Source organism: Burkholderia sp. Bp9099, assembly GCF_003857805.1.
GTDB lineage: Bacteria > Pseudomonadota > Gammaproteobacteria > Burkholderiales > Burkholderiaceae > Burkholderia.
In genome coordinates, this window is record NZ_QTPU01000003.1 from 55,396 (window position 1) to 74,389 (window position 18,994).

Annotated in this window: 17 protein-coding genes and 1 pseudogene; all 18 read left to right on the forward strand. The window is 62.0% G+C overall.

The window, feature by feature from the left end:
• A complete protein-coding gene (locus tag DIE17_RS03900) occupies positions 1-1,260 on the forward strand; it encodes a phage portal protein (protein WP_124920721.1) in 1,260 nt (419 codons plus the stop codon).
• Positions 1,257-2,225 carry a S49 family peptidase gene (locus tag DIE17_RS03905; protein ID WP_124920722.1) on the forward strand — a complete coding sequence of 323 codons (969 nt, stop codon included), beginning with the start codon at positions 1,257-1,259 and terminating at the stop codon, positions 2,223-2,225. Before DIE17_RS03900 ends, DIE17_RS03905 begins: the two co-directional genes overlap by 4 nt.
• A 103-nt stretch (positions 2,226-2,328) precedes the next feature.
• Entirely contained in the window at positions 2,329-3,636 is a 1,308-nt protein-coding gene (locus DIE17_RS03910; RefSeq protein WP_124920723.1) for a phage major capsid protein, read from the forward strand.
• 59 nt (positions 3,637-3,695) lie between these two features.
• Positions 3,696-3,878 (forward strand): hypothetical protein, encoded by a 183-nt coding sequence (locus DIE17_RS03915; protein ID WP_124905173.1) that lies wholly within the window; start codon positions 3,696-3,698, stop codon positions 3,876-3,878.
• A gap of 6 nt (positions 3,879-3,884) precedes the next feature.
• Positions 3,885-4,451: a hypothetical protein gene (locus DIE17_RS03920; RefSeq protein WP_124920724.1), complete on the forward strand. Its 567-nt coding sequence runs from the start codon at positions 3,885-3,887 to the stop codon at positions 4,449-4,451.
• Positions 4,451-4,777: a phage head closure protein gene (locus DIE17_RS03925; RefSeq protein ID WP_124920725.1), complete on the forward strand. Its 327-nt coding sequence runs from the start codon at positions 4,451-4,453 to the stop codon at positions 4,775-4,777. Before DIE17_RS03920 ends, DIE17_RS03925 begins: the two co-directional genes overlap by 1 nt.
• On the forward strand, positions 4,770-5,192 hold the full coding sequence (locus DIE17_RS03930) for an HK97-gp10 family putative phage morphogenesis protein (RefSeq protein WP_124920726.1): 423 nt from the start codon (positions 4,770-4,772) through the stop codon (positions 5,190-5,192). The genes DIE17_RS03925 and DIE17_RS03930 overlap by 8 nt, the downstream gene beginning before the upstream one ends.
• A complete protein-coding gene (locus DIE17_RS03935) occupies positions 5,189-5,533 on the forward strand; it encodes a DUF3168 domain-containing protein (RefSeq protein ID WP_124920727.1) in 345 nt (114 codons plus the stop codon). The genes DIE17_RS03930 and DIE17_RS03935 overlap by 4 nt, the downstream gene beginning before the upstream one ends.
• Before the next feature lie 57 nt (positions 5,534-5,590).
• A complete protein-coding gene (locus DIE17_RS03940; protein ID WP_124920728.1) occupies positions 5,591-6,046 on the forward strand; it encodes a phage tail tube protein in 456 nt (151 codons plus the stop codon).
• A gap of 30 nt (positions 6,047-6,076) precedes the next feature.
• Positions 6,077-6,541 (forward strand): phage tail assembly chaperone, encoded by a 465-nt coding sequence (locus tag DIE17_RS03945; RefSeq protein WP_124920729.1) that lies wholly within the window; start codon positions 6,077-6,079, stop codon positions 6,539-6,541.
• Positions 6,538-6,819 (forward strand): DUF4035 domain-containing protein, encoded by a 282-nt coding sequence (locus tag DIE17_RS03950; protein ID WP_124920730.1) that lies wholly within the window; start codon positions 6,538-6,540, stop codon positions 6,817-6,819. The genes DIE17_RS03945 and DIE17_RS03950 overlap by 4 nt, the downstream gene beginning before the upstream one ends.
• A 13-nt stretch (positions 6,820-6,832) precedes the next feature.
• Complete coding sequence (locus DIE17_RS03955; protein ID WP_124920731.1) at positions 6,833-10,933, forward strand: phage tail tape measure protein; 4,101 nt, start codon at positions 6,833-6,835, stop codon at positions 10,931-10,933.
• The gene (locus DIE17_RS03960) at positions 10,933-11,271 is read left to right on the forward strand and encodes a phage tail protein (RefSeq protein ID WP_124920732.1); all 339 of its coding nucleotides are present in this window, start codon (positions 10,933-10,935) and stop codon (positions 11,269-11,271) included. The genes DIE17_RS03955 and DIE17_RS03960 overlap by 1 nt, the downstream gene beginning before the upstream one ends.
• An 8-nt stretch (positions 11,272-11,279) precedes the next feature.
• On the forward strand, positions 11,280-12,431 hold the full coding sequence (locus tag DIE17_RS03965) for a hypothetical protein (protein WP_124920733.1): 1,152 nt from the start codon (positions 11,280-11,282) through the stop codon (positions 12,429-12,431).
• Positions 12,428-13,111: a phage minor tail protein L gene (locus tag DIE17_RS03970; RefSeq protein ID WP_124920734.1), complete on the forward strand. Its 684-nt coding sequence runs from the start codon at positions 12,428-12,430 to the stop codon at positions 13,109-13,111. The genes DIE17_RS03965 and DIE17_RS03970 overlap by 4 nt, the downstream gene beginning before the upstream one ends.
• A gap of 49 nt (positions 13,112-13,160) precedes the next feature.
• Positions 13,161-13,913 carry a C40 family peptidase gene (locus DIE17_RS03975; protein ID WP_124920735.1) on the forward strand — a complete coding sequence of 251 codons (753 nt, stop codon included), beginning with the start codon at positions 13,161-13,163 and terminating at the stop codon, positions 13,911-13,913.
• Positions 13,910-14,473 carry a tail assembly protein gene (locus DIE17_RS03980; RefSeq protein ID WP_124920736.1) on the forward strand — a complete coding sequence of 188 codons (564 nt, stop codon included), beginning with the start codon at positions 13,910-13,912 and terminating at the stop codon, positions 14,471-14,473. The genes DIE17_RS03975 and DIE17_RS03980 overlap by 4 nt, the downstream gene beginning before the upstream one ends.
• Positions 14,470-17,040 (forward strand): annotated as a pseudogene (locus tag DIE17_RS38290) (host specificity protein J); the annotation flags it as partial. The gene DIE17_RS03980 and the pseudogene DIE17_RS38290, both read left to right, overlap by 4 nt.
• Between the last annotated feature and the right edge of the window lie 1,954 nt (positions 17,041-18,994).

Sequence of the window (18,994 nt, forward strand, 5' to 3'; positions counted from 1 at the left end):
ATGTTCTTCAGTAGGCAATTGCTGTCCAATTCCGGTCAAACCCAAACGAGTTCTGGCGGTTGGTTGTCGGCGCTGTTGGGAAGCGCGCGATCAGAAGCTGGTCAGGTCGTTACGCCCGCGAGCGCGCTCTCGCTGACGGTCCTGCAAAACTGCGTCACGCTGCTGTCGGAGAGCATCGCTCAACTGCCGATCGAGCTGTATGAGCGTTCGGGCGACGACAGGAAGCCGGCGACTGACCATCCGCTGTATTCGATCCTGAAATACCAGCCGAATCCGTGGCAGACGCCGTTCGAGTATCAGGAGCAGTCGCAGGTTGCTGTCGGCCTTCGCGGCAACAGCTACAGCTTCATCGATCGCGATCAGGACGGCGTGATTCTCGGGCTGTATCCACTGGATAACGAGGCAATGACGGTGATGAAGGGTTCCGACCTCATGCCGGTCTATCGTGTCTACGGGGGCGATCCGATGCCGCAGCGGTTGGTGCATCACGTTCGCTGGATGTCGATCAACGGCTATACCGGGCTGTCGCCGGTCATGCTTCACGCGAACGCAATCGGACATGCGCTGGCGATCCAGCAGTACGCCGGGAAGTCATTCATGAATGGCACGGCCCTGTCGGGCGTGATCGAGCGGCCGAAGGATGCTCCGGCGCTGAAGGATCAGGCCAGCGTGGATCGAGTCACGGACGGTTGGAATGCGAAATTCGGTGGATCGGGGAACGCGAAGAAGGTCGCGTTGCTGCAGGAGGGTATGACGTTCAGGCCGTTGTCGATGACGAACGTCGACGCAGCGCTGATTGATGCGCTTCGTCTTTCTTCACTCGATATCGCGCGAATCTACAAGATCCCGGCTCACATGGTGAACGAGCTGGAACGCGCCACATTCAGCAACATCGAGCATCAGTCGCTTCAGTTCGTCATCTACACCCTGTTGCCATGGGTCAAGCGGCACGAGCAGGCGAAGACGCGCGATCTGCTGCTGCCGTCCGAACGGAAGCAGTACTTCATCGAATACAACCTTTCGGGGCTGCTGCGAGGCGATCAGTCGTCGCGCTATGCCGCTTATGCGGTCGGGCGCCAGTGGGGCTGGCTTTCGATCAACGATATTCGCCGGCTCGAAAACATGCCGCCGGTCAAGGGTGGCGACATCTACCTGAGTCCGATGAACATGGTCGACGCGTCGAAGCCGCAGCAAGTAGCCGCCGGGAAGACCGAGCCAACGAAAGCCCAAATCTGCGAAATTGAGAGGATCCTATCTTGAAACCGCACCTCAGACTTGCAAGTCTGATTTTCAACCAGTCGCAGCTCGTCACGGACCCGATGATGGCGCTCGCGGTGCAGTGGGCGAATCAGGCGCTCAACCTGAACATCGTCAACCTGACCATGAACGGCGTGCAGCCGAAGATCATGGAGGACGATGAGTTCGACAGTGGTGCTCAAATGGCTGCGGCGTCGGAACGTCGCCGTGCCTTGGTGGCTGATACCGGTATGGACATCATTCCGGTGTCGGGAATCCTGGTGTCCCGTTCGGCGCACATGAATGCGTGCGAGCCGATGACCAGCTACGAGGGTTTGCGTACTTCCGTGAATCAGGCGGCTGCGGATCCGGCAGTCGAACATATCGTCCTTGACGTCGACAGCAACGGAGGCAGCGCAACCGGTGCGTTTGAGCTGGCAGACGACATTCGCGCTGCATCGCTGGTCAAGCCGATCACGGCGATCGTAAATTTCTCGGCATTTTCGGGGGGCTATTTGATTGCCGCGGCGGCGTCGAACGTGATCGTCAGTCGCACGTCGGGCGTGGGTTCGATCGGCGTGATCGCGAACCACCTCGATGTCTCTAAGCGCGATGAGCAGCAGGGGGTGAAGGTGACGTCGGTATTCGCCGGCAATCACAAGAACGACCTCACGCCGCATGAGCCGCTGAGCGACCAGTCGATGCAGTTTCTTAAAGACATGGTGCAAAACAGCTACAAGCAGTTTGTCGACGCGATCGCGAACTTCCGTGGCATGAGCACGCAGGCGGTGAAGGACACGCAGGCGGGTATCTTCTTCGGGCAGCAAGGTGTCGACGCCGGGCTGGCGGACAGCATCGAGACGCCGCAGGCCGCAATCAACCGGATTGCTGCCGAAGTGCGTGCATCGCGAGCCGAGCGTCAGAGCGGCATCGCCCGACGCAGCGTGTCGGCACGTGCGGCGGCAATGAACATGCAATCCATGATGTAACCAGTCACAAAAAATCGGATTTTCACGATCAACATCAGAGCGCGTTCGCGTCTCAGTTGAGCACTGCCACCTTCGGGTGGCATTTTTTTTAGGAGAAGGGTAAGTGAACATCAATGAACTCCGCCGCGAACGCGCTGCCATCAACCAGCGTGTTCAGGCGCTGGCCCAGATCGAGTTGGGCGGCACCGCACTGTCGGTCGAGCAGCAAGCCGAGTTCGACCAGCTCAGCTCGAAATTCAACGATCTGACCGCGCAAATCGAGCGCGCGGAAGCCGCGGAGCGCATGGCCGCCGCAGCAGCAGTACCCGTCGATCCGGCGCCTGCTGCAGTTACTGCGCCGGCCGCGGCGTCCGTGCCCGCACAGCCGAAGGCTCCGGAAGTGAAGGGCGCGAAGATGGCGCGCATGGTTCGCGCGCTCGCGGCAGCGCGCGGTGACGCGCAGCTCGCGTCGAAGATCGCGATCGAGCGTGGTTTCGGTGAAGACGTCGCCATGTCGCTCAATACGCTCTCGTCGAGCGCGGGTGGTGTACTGGTGCCCGAGAACCTGTCGAGCGAGGTCATCGAACTGCTGCGTCCGAAGTCCGTTGTTCGCAAGCTCGGCGCCCGTACGCTGCCGCTGTCGAACGGAAACATCACCATCCCGCGCCTGAAGGGCGGCGCCATCGTCGGCTACATCGGCGCAGACACCGACATCCCGACGACGCAACAACAGTTCGACGATCTGAAGCTCACGGCGAAGAAGATGGCCGCCCTGGTGCCGATCGCAAACGACCTCATCAAGTATTCCGGCGTGAATCCGAACGTCGATCAGATCGTGGTCGGCGATCTGACCGCCGCGATCGGCGCGCGCGAAGACAAGGCGTTCATTCGCGACGATGGCACGGCGAACACCCCGAAGGGCCTGCGCTTCTGGGCGATTCCTGCCAACGTCATCACCGCGAGCGATGGCTCGACGCTGCAAAAGATCGAAACGGATCTCGGCAAGGTCATTCTCGCGCTCGAAAACGCCGACGCGAATCTGACGCAGCCCGGCTGGATCATGGCACCGCGTACGTTTCGCTTCCTCGAAGGTCTGCGCGACGGGAACGGCAACAAGGTCTATCCGGAACTCGCAAACGGCATGCTCAAGGGCTATCCGGTCGGCAAGACGACGCAGGTTCCGATCAATCTCGGTGACGCCGGCAAGGAGTCGGAACTCTACTTCACCGACTTCGGCGACGTGTTCATCGGCGAGGAAGAAACGCTGGAAATCGACTACAGCAAGGAGGCGACCTACAAGGACGCCGACGGCAACATGATCAGCGCATTCCAGCGTGATCAGACGCTGATCCGCGTGATCGCAAAGAACGACTTCGGTCCGCGTCACGTCGAGTCGATTTCGGTGCTGGCCGGCGTGACCTGGGGCGCGTAAGCGAAGTCGTAACTGTGCGGCTCGATCCGTTGTGATCGGGCCGCCGTTCGGAGAAAAACATGAAGGTGGTCAAGTTCAAGCGGCATTACGCGCAATACACGCCAGGCGATATCGCGGGTTTCGAGGACGCGCACGCAGACCGGCTCGTCGATGCGGAAATCGCGGAGGCATCCGTGCCGGAATCGAAGGAGGCGAAAGCCTCGCAGAAGGCCGACACGGGTAAGCCCGCGGCAAAGGGGTAATCCCAGATGACTGCTGTTCTCGTCGAATACCTGGACGACGTGGAGCCGCTTACCTTCAAGGACGTTGCGATTCAGTGTCGAATCGATGACGACGAAGAACGGGAGTTCATCGAGCACACGGTGATTCCCGGTGCGCGTCAGGCTGCCGAACGGAAGTCGGGGTCCGCGATTAGAAAGGCGCGCTATTTCGAGCGGCTGGCGGGCTTCCCGATGGGGGACTTCCCGTTGTCGATCGGGCAAGTCCTGAGCGTCGACAGCATCGAGATTCGCGATGCAACAGGTGCGGCGTCGACACTCGACCCGAAAGGATATGAGCTCGTCCAATTGGGGCGGGAAACATTGTGCGCGGTTCTGGGCTCCGCTCGCTGGCCGCACGTTCGAGCAGTGACGATCACGTATCAGGCTGGTGTCGACATCGACAAGCATCCGTCGGTGCGGTCGTGGATGTTGCTTGCGGCTGCATGGGCCTACGACCATCGCGAGCTTTTCTCTGAGGGGCAAGGAATCGCGCAGATGCCGGACGGTTATGCGGACCTCCTGCTCGATTCGATCACCGTTCCGCCGAGGTTTTGATGAAGGCCGGAGGACTGAAAGAGCGAATCGTCATCGAGCGGCCCAGCGGGGAAGAAAACGAGAACGGCGAACCGCTGCCGGGGGCGTGGGTGGTGCATGCGCGGCCGTGGGCTGACGTCTTGTTCGTGAACGGAAAGGAACACGTTGTCTCCGGAGCGATTCGCGGCGCCACTGTTGCCAGCATGCGCATTCGCTATCGGGCAGGAATCGATGAGCAGATGAGAGTGCGTTACGACGGCAGGCTGTACGACATCACGGCCGTGCTGCCCGCGCGGACGCGTGGGTATCTCGACCTGTCGGTAAAGGTAGGAGAGAAGTATGTCTAGCATCCAGATTGTCGGGTTGACCGATCTGCAGGCCAATTTCGCCAAGCTTGCGAAGGCGCAGTCGATGAAGGCGCTTCGACGCGCGACGCTGGCGGGCGCGAAGGTGATTCGAGACGAAGCTCGCGCGCGAGCGCCGAAGAAGACCGGGAAGCTCAAGCGGAATATCGTTTCGGCGTCGCTGCGACAGAAGGATTCGCCCGGTATAGCGACGGCCGGTGTTCGTGTTCGAACCAAGGGTAAGGAAGATTCACCGACCAACGCGTTCTACTGGCGCTTTGTGGAACTGGGCGCGCAGCACATGAAGGCCGAGCCATTCATGCGGCCGGCGTTCGATGCTTCGATTGCGCAGGCCGAGGGTGCGATTCGAACGGAGATCGCGCGTGCAATCGATACGGTGATCGGGGGTGGATTTTGAGCACGTTGGTTGTCCGCGATGCGATCGGGACTGTCGGTGCCGCGAAAGGGTATGTCGGCGTCGCTGGGTCGAAGGCGGTATCGCCTTATTACGTCGTGTCGCGCGTGAGCGGCGAGCGCGATATGGCGCTAGGCGGTGCGACCGGGGGTAAGTCGGGCATGTTCCAAATTGACGTGTATGCGCGCACTTATACGGAGGCCGATGCGATCGCCGATCAGGTGATCGACCGGGCATCGTCGAGCGGGAAGTTCGCCGTCGGTGGTGTCAGCGAATTACCCGACGACTTTTCGAACGACAGCGGTGATTTCAGGGTGAGCCTCGAAATATCCGTGCAGTTCTGATCGGTTCAATTTTTGTTTGGCCCGCCGAGTGCGGGCCTTTTTCATTCTGAGGGGCTTATGGCTGAGAAAAGCAAGCGCATTAAGGCGCAAGGCACGAAGGTCGAGGTGTCGAAGACTGTTTCGACGGATCTCGATAACAAGACGCTCGTTTTCGTCGATCTGAACACGACGGGCAAGACGGTCCAATGGCAGGGCGGTCAGTCGGCGGAAATCGACGTGACAACGCTCGCAAGCGAAGAGAAGGAGTTCGAGCTGGGTCTGCCGGACCCCGGTGAATTCTCGGTCGAAGGCAACTATTCGTCCGACGACGAAGGACAGTTGATTCTCCGGGCTGCGCGTGGGAGTGGCGAAAAACGGGTCTTCCGCGTCACGTTCCGGAATGGCGCGCAGTTTCTGTTCATCGGCATGGTGCGTCAGTACAACTGGTCGGCCGGTGTCGATGGCGTCGTGACGTCGACGTACAGCGTGCGCGTCAGCGGTTCGCCGAAGGAAGTTCCGCCGTCAGCAGGCTGATCGATCTGACGAACCCGAAAGGAATAGAACATGACGATCAAAGTAAAAGCCGGCGCACTGCGCGCCGCAATCCTTAACCCGCTCGCCGGCTGGCGACATGAACTGCTCGTGATGCCGGAGTGGAACGGCGAAACCGTTGCGGTGCGCGAACCGCTGCTCGGGGATCGCGCGTTCTGGCTCGAACCACTTCGGCTGGCCGCAGGCGTCGAAGTGGATGACGACGAGGAAGCAGCGCGCGCGAAGTACGGAAATCTGAGTCCTGAAGCGCACCAGATGGCCTATGCCCGTCTGTTCGTTCGAGTGCTGTTCACTGAGACGCCGGATGGTTGGAAACGCGAGTTCGACGACGGTGATGCGGAGGCGGTGGCCGCGGTGTATGGCGTAGCGCACGATCGCATCGTCAACAAGGCGATCGAACTTGGCAAGCTCAACATCGATCCGGAGGCTGAAGGAAAAAAGCCTTCCGCCGAAATCCCGATCTCCGACTCGAACTGACGCTGGCACTGCGGCTCGGCAAGACACTCGCCGAACTGCGCGCTCAGATGTCGTCGGCCGAGTTCGCGTTGTGGCAGGCCTTGGACGGAGAGTCGCCGATCAGCGATGACCGCTTTGACCTGCACGCCGCGATGGTCGCATCGGCGGTGTTCCAGGCACAGGGTGCGAAGGTGACGGTATCCGACATGTTGCCGAACTGGGGCGGCGGAGAAGAGGAGGTTGCTCAAGAGGTTGCGGACGATCCGTTCTTCATGGGCCTCATGAGCATGGCAAAGTAGGCGAGAAACAAATATGGCAACGAGTCTGCGCGAGCTGATTGTCAGCGTTACCGCGAACACGACCCAGTACGACCGACGCATGCAGCAGCTCGGGGCGACGGCCGGCGGCTACTTCAATGCGGTCCGGGATGGAGGTCGGGCCGCTGACGCTGCGTTTGCGTCCAACGCGTCGAGCGTGCAGGTGACGGTTCGGGCGATCGAAGCCGCGCGCGGTTCGATTCGTGGGTATGCCGAGGCTGCCGCGGCAGCTTTCGGCGTGCACCAACTTGTCGAGTATGCCGACGAATGGACGAACCTGAGCAACCGGCTCAGGATCGTTACGCGTGATCAGATTGATTTCGCAATCGCACAGGACGACGTGCTGCGCATTGCTCAGGCGACGCGCCAGCCGCTTGACGCGACGGCCGAGCTGTATCAGCGGATCGCTAACAACACGTCGCATTTGGGTCTGTCGATTAAGCAGGTCGGCCCGCTGGTCGAGACGATCAGTAAGGCGGTCGCGCTTTCGGGTGTATCCGCTGACACGGCTCGCCTCGGCATCGTGCAGCTTGGTCAGGCGTTTGCGTCCGGTCAGCTGCGCGGGCAGGATCTGAAGAGCGTGCTCGAGGAACTGCCGGGCGTTGCCGACGCGATTGCGCGCGGGATGGGCAAGGGCACGTCCGAGCTGAAGGCGCTAGCCGAGGACGGCAAGCTGACCGTCGAGAACCTGATCGACGCGCTCAAGAATGCCGGCTCGAGCACCGACGCGCTGTTCGGCAAGGTCGACATGACCGTTGGGCAGGCGATGACGCGCCTGCAAACGGAAATCATCGCGTACGTCGGGCATGCGAACGAGGCGACCGGCGCGAGCGCGAAGCTGGCGCAGAGCGTGGTCTACGTTGCCGATCACCTCGACGAGATCGTCACGATCAGCGCGTCGCTCGCGGCTGGTCGGCTCGGCGTCTATTTTGCGCAGACCACTGTGGCGGTCAGCAAATCGGCGATCGCGTGGAACGCTGAGCGGCAGGCGCTGATCGCGAAGGCACAGGCGGAAAACGCTGCTGCGCTCGTCACGATCGCGAAGGCGCAAAGCGATCGCGACGCGGCGGCGGCGAAGCTGCAGAACGCGCAGGCGGCCGAGGTTGCTGCCGCGGCCGAGTTGGCGGGCATGCGCGCAATGCGGGAAAGCCTCGCGATGCAGTCGGCATTGACGGCTGGCTCGATCCAGTACACGCAGGCGAAGCTCGCCGAGGCGCGCGCGATCGAGGCGAGCGCGGTGGCGCAGGTTGCGACCGCGCGATCGAATCTGGCGAACAGCCAGGAGATCGGCACGCGGATCGCAGGCACGCCATATGCCGCGGTGATCGCCCGCGAGACGGCAGCGGCGCAGGGCGAGCTCGAGCGGGCCGAGGCATCTCTCGCGCTGGCACAGCAGCGTCGAGTGGCGTTGGAGGCTGCCGCAGCAAAGGGAACGGTCGACCAGACGCGTTACGCGGCAGCGCTGGCTGAAACTGAGAAAGGGCTCGCGGTCGCCGAACGTGAGGTGGCGGCAGCGACGCAGGCCCGCGAACGCGCCGAGCGTGGGGCAACTGCAGCGACTGCGGGGTTGGCCGCCGCAACCGAGCGCGCGGCTGTGGCGCAGACTGCTGCCGCGCGTGCGGGTTCGCTGATGCGCACGGTTGGATCTGGATTGCTGTCGGTGATGGGCGGCCTGCCGGGCATCATCGCGACGGTCGGTACAGTGGCGCTCGGCGCTGCGGTGAACTGGCTGGTATTCCGCGATCACGCGAGCGGCGCGACATCGAGCCTGGTCGACATGCAGGCACCGCTCGACCAAATTATCGAGAAATATCGGCAACTGTCGCCATTGCTGCAGGAGGTCGAGCGCAATCGTGCGAAGCAGGCGCAGGCTTCAGCGCGAAGTGATGTCGCGGACGCATACAACAGCCTCGCGACGCGGGCATCGCAGAGCGTCATCGTGCCCGGGTTCGGCGATGGCGCGCCGATCATCACCGATGAGGATCAGGTCGCGCTTGACCGGTTCCTCGAGGGGCTGAACCGAATCAAGTCGGAGAATCTTGGCGTTGACGAGAAGTCTCGCGAGCTTTCCCGGCTTGTCGGCGTGTTCGTCGACGCGACGAAGGGCGGTGACGATTTGCGATCCGAGCTGGTGCAGGCGGCATCGGCGATCGACACGGCCGGCACTGCGGCTGACAAGGGCGCGCGCACGCTCGCTGCGATGGATGCAGCTGCGCGCGGCGCAGCGGACGGCGTGCGCCTGCTCACGGAGCAAAACAATTTCTTCGCGGGCGGCATGGCGGCCGAGGCGTGGAACAAGTACGTCGAGAAGTTGAAAGAAGCGTCCGACGTGATCGGCATGACGGCGCGGCAGCGGGCCGAGTATGAGGCGAAGTCGAAAGGCGCGAACACGGCAGAGGCGCAGCAGGCAGGTGTGATCGCGGGTCGGGCCGACGCGTACAAATCGCTCGAAAAGGCGATCCAGGACAAGGACGCGAAGGCCGAGGCGGGTGCACGCCGGAACATCGACAACCTGACGCGCGAGCTCGCGCTGATGAATCAGCAGATGGTCGTCGCGGCGGCACTGGCTGAATTCCAGGCGGATCTCGTTAGCAAGAAATTCGAGAAATTCGGGTTCAACGCTGATGCGGCACGTGCAGCTGCCACAGCACGGGGTAAGCAGGCTTTCGACGATACGGTATCGGAGTCGGCCGCGCAGGTCGCGCGCATCTCGGTCAACGCGCCGGCAATGGGGCACAAGGCTCGGTCGGGCGGCGCCCGATCCGATCCGGAAAGTCAGCGTCTGTTCGATAACATCGCGCAGCGCATCGCGCAGCTGCGCGTCGAGGCCGTCGCGACCGACAAGCTAACGCAGTCCGAGAAGGATCGCATCGGCTTCGACCAGAAACTGACTGACCTGGCTGGCAAGCGCGCAAAGCTGTCGGATGGGGACAAGAGCCTGATTCGCGATCAGGCGTCGATTCGTGCGGCATACGACCGTGCCGTGCAGCTTGAAAAGGAGGTCCGATATCACGACGCGATCAACAAGCTGAAGGAGCGGAGCGCCCAAATCGACGCAGAACTGGCCGACTACGCGTCGGAGCGTCGGCGCGAAGTAGAGCGCGAGCTCGCGTCGATGTCGATGGGCGATAACGCGCGCGAGCTGAACCAGGCGATGAGCCGCGTGGGTGACGAGTTTCGACGTCGGCGCGACGATTTCACGAAGGGCGCGCGGAAAGACGGCACGCTGGGTTCGCCGGAATATCTGGCGGAAATCGAGCGCATCAACCGGGCCGAGGCCGAGCAGATCGAGCGCGAACGCGGTTATCTCGATCAGCGACTCACGATGCAGCGTGATTGGCGCGTCGGCGCGAGCCGTGCAGTCGCGTTATATCAGGAGTCCGCGGAAAACGCTGCCGGCCGGGCGGAGGAAGCCTTTACCAGTTCGTTCCGCAACCTCGAGGATGCGGTGGCGTCGTTCGCGGCAACCGGAAAGCTGGATTTCCGCGGGCTGGTCGACAGCATGATTGCCGATCTCGCACGGTTCGCTGCGCGGGCCGCGATGGCACCGGTATTCAGTGCGCTTGGCTCGGCATTGGGGCTGGGCGCGTCAGCGGCGGGCGGGTTCAGTTCGTCGTCGCTGCTTGGTGGGATCGGTGGCGGCCTGACGGATGCATTTGCGGGTGGTGGAGGCAATGCATACGGGTTCCACCTCGCCACCGGTGGGCGTGTGACCGGGCCGGGTACGTCGACGAGTGACAGCATCCCTGCGTGGCTTTCGAACGAGGAATTCGTGGTGAGGGCTGCGGCGGTGCGCAAGCCGGGCGTGCTTCGTCTGCTCGAGGCGATCAACAGCGGGCAGGATCTCGGCTTCGCGAAGTTTGCGAACGGTGGGCTGGTTGGCGGTGGCTCGGCTGGCGGTGGTGTGCTCGGTACTCAGGGCGGCGGAATCGAGCTGAATATCCCAGTGACGATCGAAGGCGGCACAGGCAGCGCGTCGCAGATGATGGCGAGCGCGGAGTTCGTGAAGAAACTCACGCAGATGGTGCAGGGGCTCATCGCCACCGAGAGCCGTCAAGGTGGAGCACTCTGGAAACTGAAAAACGGGATGGGGTAATGACCGACACGTTTATCTGGTCGCCGACCGTCGATGGCTTCGGCGGCGATACGACGCTGAAGGTGCGAAAGGCCGGATTCGGCGAAGGGTACACGCAGCGAGCGGCCGACGGCCTCAATAACCGGCGTACGCCGTACAACCTTCGATTTGTGGGGAAGGCCGAGAAGATCTCGGCGATCCTCAAGTTCCTCGACGAGCACGCCGGCGCGGTGTCGTTTTTCTGGACGCCGCCGTTACGCCCGCAAGGACGATTCGTGTGTGAGAAGTACACCGAGCCGGTAAAAAACGGGAACGTGTACACGATCACTGCACAGTTTGAGCAGACATTTGCACCGTAGGACATGGCATGGCAAATCTTCAAAAAGCAAATCTCGGTGAGGCGCCGACCGGATCGGGCGGCGATGATCAGCGTACGGCAAATACGAAATTTAATGCCAACGTCGACGTGTTGGGCGCGCAAGCGGCGCTTACTTCCGCGACGCCGATCACTGCCGTGCGGACGCTCACGGCGGGACATGTGGGTAAGAGGGTGAGCATCAACATCGCAGCTGGCGGGACGATCACTTTACCGGTCGCCGCGCAGTGTCCGGCAGACGGAGTTATCCATCTTCGGAACGTAGGGAAGACAGTTTCTCTGGCGCCCGCAACGGGTTCGGGAGATTCGTTCCCGGCGATCGATCTGAATCTCGGCGAGGCAGTCCTTATCGATACTGATGGCGTGAAGGCGTGGCGTGTGCTCCTGCGCGGCCGTTCGTATGCAATCGATGAGATCGTCAAGGGAAGTCTCTCCGTCGGCCAGGATGTGACCGCAGCGCGAAACGTCAGGGCGGGTGCGGAGCTGCAATCAACGTCGTCGAATTTTCTGCGTGTCGTCAACGGTGATCATGGGGTGTTCTGGCGCAAGGATAGTAGCGCTCTCTACCTGATGCGCACCGCGCCCGGGGATCAGTATGGAAATTGGGACGGTCCGCGTCCATTCATTTACAGTGTGACGACTGATAAGGTAACTATCGACGGAACGGGGGCAGGATGTTCGATCGGCTCGCGTCCGACATTCGCGGGAAATGTCGCATGGGATAGCGGAAACATGACGCGGCCCGCCGTGTTCAATGTCGCTGGGGGATCGGAGGCAGATCTTGCCGTGAATTCGTACGAGGTCCGCGCGTCTGCCAACTTCGTGTGCGGGGCCGGCGGCACGGTCCTCGCGACTGCGACCGCCACGCTAAATTTAGCCAGTGGGATTTCTGCGGCAACCGATGTTGTTGGCCGTCTCCGTGTGGCGGACGGGGCTACCGCTGTATACGATGGGCTGGACGATATTGCGACGATTATTCCGGCTGACGCGGGATTCGGGGGGAGGGGGAAAGTCGTTGCGACCATCGCAAAAAGCGGACTTGTGCCCGGCAAGACGTACACGCTGCAATTCCTGATAACGAAGAATCAGCCAGTTGGGCCGCTTTATCCGAGGTTTATGCGGATTGCGGGGGTTACGTCGTGACAATCACAGCAGATATTCAGGGCCTCGAGCCCGGCCATCGTATCGAACTGTTCGAGGTCGACTGTACGGCGATTGGCGGCGACGTGGAGCGTTTTCACGGTCACCTGCAGTCGACTTCGATTGTGTGGCAAGGCAAGGTATACAAGCCGTGGCCGATCCAGGCGGCCGGGTTCGAGCGGACGTCGGATGCGCGGCAACCGTCTCCGACGCTGACCGTTGGGGACATCAACGGCACGATCACGGCGCTGTGTGTTGCGCTTGATGATCTCGTCGGCGCGAAGGTGTTCCGCCGGCGCACGCTGGCGAAATACCTCGACGCTGTGAATTTTCCTGACGGCAACCCGACTGCGGACTCGAATGAGCAATGGCCGCCTGAGCAGTGGCGAATCGAACAGAAAAGCGACGAGCAGCCCGGGGTTCAAGTCGAGTTCACGTTGTCGTCGCCGCTCGATTTCGGCGGACAGCAGGTTCCTGCGCGACAGATCGTCGGCATGTGCCAATGGCGCTACCGCGGGCCGGAATGCGGATATACAGCGATGGTGTTTTTCGACAAGAACGACAAACCCGTGAGCGATCCGGCGCTCGATCGGTGCAGCCTGAAAATCAGTGGGTGCGAATGCCGGTACGGCGTGAATAATCCGCTGCCCCACGGCGGCTTTTTGTGCGACACGCTCGCCTAGCCCGTCGATCAACCTCACTTCACGGACCCGCCATTCGGCGGGTTTTTTTATGGACGAACGAATTAAACAGGCGATCGCGGAACATGCACTCGCCGAGTATCCGCGTGAATGCTGCGGGCTCGTCGTGGCGACCGCAGCCGGTGAGGCGTATTTGCCGGGCCGAAACACTGCGGCGGCGCCGACTGAGCAATTCTCACTCGCGGCCGAGGATTACGCGGACGCCGAGGACATGGGTGAAATCCTCGCGCTCGTGCATTCGCACCCGAACGGCGTGGCGCAGCCGAGCATGGGTGACCGAGCGATGTGCGAGCGTGCAGGCATCCCGCTGTGGGTGATCGTCTCCCTGGGCGTGCAGGTGGACGGCTCGATCGGTATCGACAACTGGTGCGAGTTCGGGCCGAGCGGGTACGCTGCGCCACTGTACGGCCGGGAGTATGTGCACGGCGTGCTCGATTGTTATTCGCTGGTGCGCGACTGGTATCTCGCGGAGCGCGGGATCGCGCTGCCGGATTTCGAGCGCGAGGATGGCTGGTGGAACGATGGGTATTCGAATCTGTACGTCGCGCATTGCCAGGACGCGGGATTTCTCGACTTGGGGCGCGATGCGCAGATCGAACCGGGCGACGTGTTGCTGATGCAAATTCGCAGCAAAAACGGTGTGCCAAATCACTCGGGCGTGTATCTCGGTGACGGTATGTTCGCGCACCACATGTACGGCCGGCTGTCGTGTCGTGCTGTTTGGGGTTCGATGTGGCGGGACTGCTTAACGACGGTCTTGCGTTACGTCGGAGGTGCCGATTGAACGAGAGATTGCGCGAGGTGAGGCTTTACGGGATCGCGGGATCTCGGTTTGGCCGGGTTCATCGTTTGGCCGTGTCGTCGACTGCAGAGGCGGTGCGTGCCCTCTCGGTGTTGATTCCCGGCTTTCAACGCTTCCTGCTCGAGGCGCGCGCAGAAGGGCTGACGTTCGCGGTATTCAACGGTCGACGAAACCTGAGCGAAGACGATCTAGACGCTCCGGTGGGCGATGACGCGATCCGTATCGCGCCAGTGATTATCGGGAGCAAGAGCGGCGGGCTGTTCCAGACGATTCTCGGCGCTGCCTTGGCGGTGGCCGGTTTCGTCTTCAATCAGCCAACGCTGATCGGGCTGGGCGTTTCGATGGCGCTCGGCGGCATCACGCAGATGCTGAGCCCGCAACAGGCCGGGCTGGCTGGCGTTGCGGACAACGGCACGTCGTACTACTTCAACGGAGCCGTGAACAGTGCCGCCCAGGGTGAGCCGGTGCCGCTCGTGTACGGAGAGATGGTGGTCGGTTCGAAGGTAGCTAGTTCGGGCATCTATACAGAGGATCAGGTGTGAAAAGGATCTATGCGGAATCCGGGGTGAAGCTGATCAGCGGTGCGAAAGGGGGCGGTGGTGGCGGCAGTGGGGGCGGAGAATCGCCGGACAACCTGCACTCCGTCGCGCGCGCGAAGGTGCTCGACATCATTACGGAAGGTCCGAGCATTGGGCTGGTAAAGGGCATGCAATCGGTGATGCTCGATGGCACGCCGATCCAGAATGCTGACGGATCAGTCAATTTCCAGAATTACAGCGTCGACGTTCGCACGGGCACGCTGGATCAGGAGTTCATGCCTGGTTTTCCTGCGGTCGAGCGCGAATCGGCTATCGGCGTGCCGTTGACGTCTGACGCGCCGTGGGTGCGTCAGGTGCAGAACACGCAGCTCACGGCGGTTCGTATTCGATTCGGCGTGCCAGCGCTGCAGAAAAGCGATCCTTCGGCTGGCGTGTTCGGCTATCGCGTGGAATACGCGATCGATCTGTCGGTCGATGGCGGGTCGTATGCCGAGGTGCTGAAGGGGGCATTCGATGGCAAGACGACGACGCTCTACGAGCGTTCGCACCGGATCGAACTGCCGCGCGCGAAAACTGGCTGGCTGGTGCGCGTGCGACGCATCACGCCGAACGCGCACAGCTCGTTGATCGCCGATGCCGTGAACATCGAAGCGATCACGGAGGTGATAGACCGAAAGATGCGTTATCCGATGACGGCACTCGTCGGCATGACGTTCGACGCTCGATCGTTCTCACAGGTGCCGGTGCGGTCGTATCACGTGCGGGGCCTGATCATTCGAGTGCCGTCGAACTACGATCCAGACACGCGGACGTATTCCGGTGCATGGGATGGGACGTTCAAGCTGGCGTGGACGAACAATCCGGCGTGGATCTTCTTCGACCTGCTGTTGAATGATCGCTACGGGCTGGGTAAAACGGTCGACGCGTCGATGATTGACAAGTGGGGGCTGTACGAAATCGCCCGCTACTGCGACGTGATGGTGTCGGATGGTAAGGGCGGCGTCGAACCGCGATTCACGTGCAATTGCGTGATCCAATCGGCGGCCGACGCGTTCAAGGTGCTGCAGGACATCGCGAGCGTATTCCGTGGGATTGCGTACTGGGGTCCGGGCGCAGTCGTTGCGTCAGCCGACATGCCGTCCGATCCGGTGTACGTGTACACCGCGGCTAACGTGATCGATGGCGCGTTCCGGTATGTGGGCAGCGAGCGTAAGACGCGGTACACGGTCGCGCTCGTGAGCTACAACGACCCGACGAATCAATACAAGCAGGCCGTCGAGGCAGTCCAAGACGACGAAGGCATCGCGCGTTACGGCGTCGTGAAGACGCAGGTGACTGCGTTCGGTTGCACGTCGCAGGCGCAGGCGCATCGCTTAGGGCAGTGGATCCTGCTGACGTCGCGATACGAGTCCGGCTCGGTGGCGTTCCAGGTCGGTATGGACGGCGTGCTGGTCGGGCCGGGGCAAGTGATCGCGATTGCCGACCCGAAGAAGGCTGGCGCGCGTATTGGTGGCCGGATTCGGTCGGCGGCCGGAAAGGTGATCGCACTGGACAAGGCGCCCACAGTTGCTGCGGGCGATCGCTTCACGGCAATTCTTCCGTCGGGGCTCGCACAGACTCGCGCGGTCAAGTCTGTCGATGGCGATGTGCTGACCTTGGTCGATCGGTTCGACGCAGATCCGATTGCTGGTGCGGTGTGGATGCTGGAAAGCGACAAGCTCACCGCGCAGCTCTATCGCGTCGTCAGCGTGCAGGAGAGTGACGACGAAGGGAAGATCGCATACGCGATCACCGCGACGAAACACGAACCGGGAAAGTATGCGGCTATCGATGACGGTGCGCAGATTCAGCAACGTCCGATTACGGTCGTTCCGCCGTCGGTGCAGATGCCGCCGGCCAATGTCAAGATCTCGACGTATTCGGTGATCGACCAAGGCATCGCGAAAACCAACATGGTGATCGCGTGGGACGCCGCGGACAAGGCGGTGACGTATTTGCCGGAATGGCGGAAGGACAACGGCGATTGGGTTAGCGTCGCACAGACGGGCGGCCTGCAAGTCGAGATCCCGGGGATCTATCAGGGGCGGTACGTGGCGCGCGTGCGCGCGCAAAACGTGATGAACGTGACGTCGCTGCCGGCCGTCAGTGCGGAAACGACGCTGAATGGAAAAACGACGCCACCGCCGGCAGTCGCTTCGTTGAAGGCGGCCGGCGTGGTCTACGGGATCAATCTGAGCTGGGCATTCCCGGCCGATGGTACTGCGGGCGACACACAGCGCACGGAAATCTGGCAGAGCCGCACGACGAATCGTGACGATGCAATCAAGCTGTCGGATTTCGCATATCCGCAGGCATCGACCTCGATTCAGGGATTGGCGGTCGGCCAGGTGTTTTATTTCTGGGCGCGGCTCGTCGACCGTTCGGGAAACGTTGGATCATGGTTCCCGGCGAGCGGGCCGGGTGTGCAGGGCCAGCCAACGACGGACGAAGAGGCGTACGACAAGTATTTCGAGGGAAAGATTTCTCACTCGTCGCTGAACGAGGATCTGCAAAAGCCGATTGATGCGATTCCCGGCATCCAGAAGGACGTATCGAGCAACGCAACTGCAATTGCTAAGGAGGTATCGGATCGCACCAGCGCGATCGCAGCAGAGGCATCCGCGCGGGCGAATGCGGACAACGCGGAGGCTGCAGCTCGCGCGAAAGCGCTGGCGGACGAAGTACAGGCACGGAACGCGGCCATCGCTGCAGAGGCGACGACTCGCACTGCGCAGATTGAGCAGGAGGTCGCTGACCGAATTGCGGCCATCAAGAAGGAGGTGGAGGACCGACAGGCGGCGCTGGCTGCCGAGACGTCGGCTCGAACGACGGCGATCGCAGGCGAGGCGTCCGCCCGCGACGCGGCCATTAAAGCAGCGTCGGATGTGCAGGCGCGCGAGCTGGCCGATCAGGCCGCGAAGCTCGGCGCGTCGATCGCGTCGGAGCAATCCGCGCGGCAATCGGCCGACTCGTCGCTGTCGAGTCGGATCGATACGAACACCGCGTCGATCGGCAAGAACACGTCCGCGATTCAGGCTGAGCAGGTTGCGCGAGCGTCCGCGATTGATGCTGAGGCGAACCAGCGCGAGTTGCTTGCTACCCAGCTTCGAGGCGGATACGACGGGGCCGATCTCAGCAAGGTAACGAGCGGCCTGATCGGGCAGGAACGTGACGCACGGGTGACGCAATACGAGTCGGTCGTGCAGCAAATCACGCAACTGCAGGCGGGCGTCGGTGAGCAGTTCGACTATGCCCAGATTTGGTACTTCACGAACGGGGTCGATGGTTGGACCGCGCAATCCGGTACGCCGACTGTAACGGCTTCATGGATGAAGCCGCCGGCGGTCGCGAAGGGCTACGTGCAATCGCCGGCATCGCTCGACATCAACGGCGACGAGTACCGACAGGTCCGTCTGCGTATTCGCAAGACGGGCAATCCCGGTTGGTATGGATTCGTCGGCCGCAACATCGCGGGTACGTGGTCGAACCTGGCAATTCCGGAACCAGACTACGACGAGAGCGGCATTGCGGTTGTGATGCTCAACGAAGCGTGGAGCGGGAGTGTCAGTCAGCTTCGGGTGTACCTGGCGCTGGCGCCAACGGCGAAGGATTTTTTCGAAATCGATTGGATCTCGGTCGGGCGTCCTGCACCGGGCGCAAGCAGTGCCGCGCTCACTAGTGAAGCGATGGCGCGGGCGACTGCCGACACGGCAGAGACGACCGCGCGACAGCAACTGTCGGTGAAGCTCACAGGGCTGCAGGATCCGGCCAACAGCAAGCTGGAATCGCTGCCGAGCGGTTTACTCGTCGACGAGCGGAACGCGCGCGTCGCAGCAGATTCGGCGAATGCGTCGGCGATCACGTCGCTCCAGGTGTCCGTCGGGCAGAACGCGGGGGCGATTCAGTCTGAATCGAATACGCGCGCAACGGCGGACGATGCTTTGTCGGCTCGGATCGATACCGTGTCCGCGGCGACGAACGCAAACAAGGCCGACATCAGCAGTGAAGTGACGGCCCGAACGAACGCTGATACAGCGCTTGGTAAGCGTATCGACACCGTGACGGTAGACGTCGGCTCGAACAAGTCGACGATCACGGCGGAGCAGGTGGCGCGGGCGGATGCAGATACCGCGCTCGGCAAGCGCGTCGACGCGGTTACGGCGTCGGCGAGTGCAAACGCTGCGGCCATCACGCAGGAGCAATCCGCGCGTGCGGACGGCGACACGGCGAACGCAAACAGCATCGCGGCGGTGCAGGCTCAAACCGACGCGAAGAATACGACGTTCCGGCAGTCGGTAACGCCGGTCGCCAAGGCGGTCAATGACGTTTGGATCGACCTTGGCAGCACGAACCTGTTGCGCAACTCGCAGGATTTCGCGACTGGTTCATGGTCGAAGCAGCGGGCGTCCGTGGTGGCCGCAGCGATCACCGCGCCGGATGGTACGCAGACGGTACAGCGATTGGTTGAAGCCACCAATACGGATT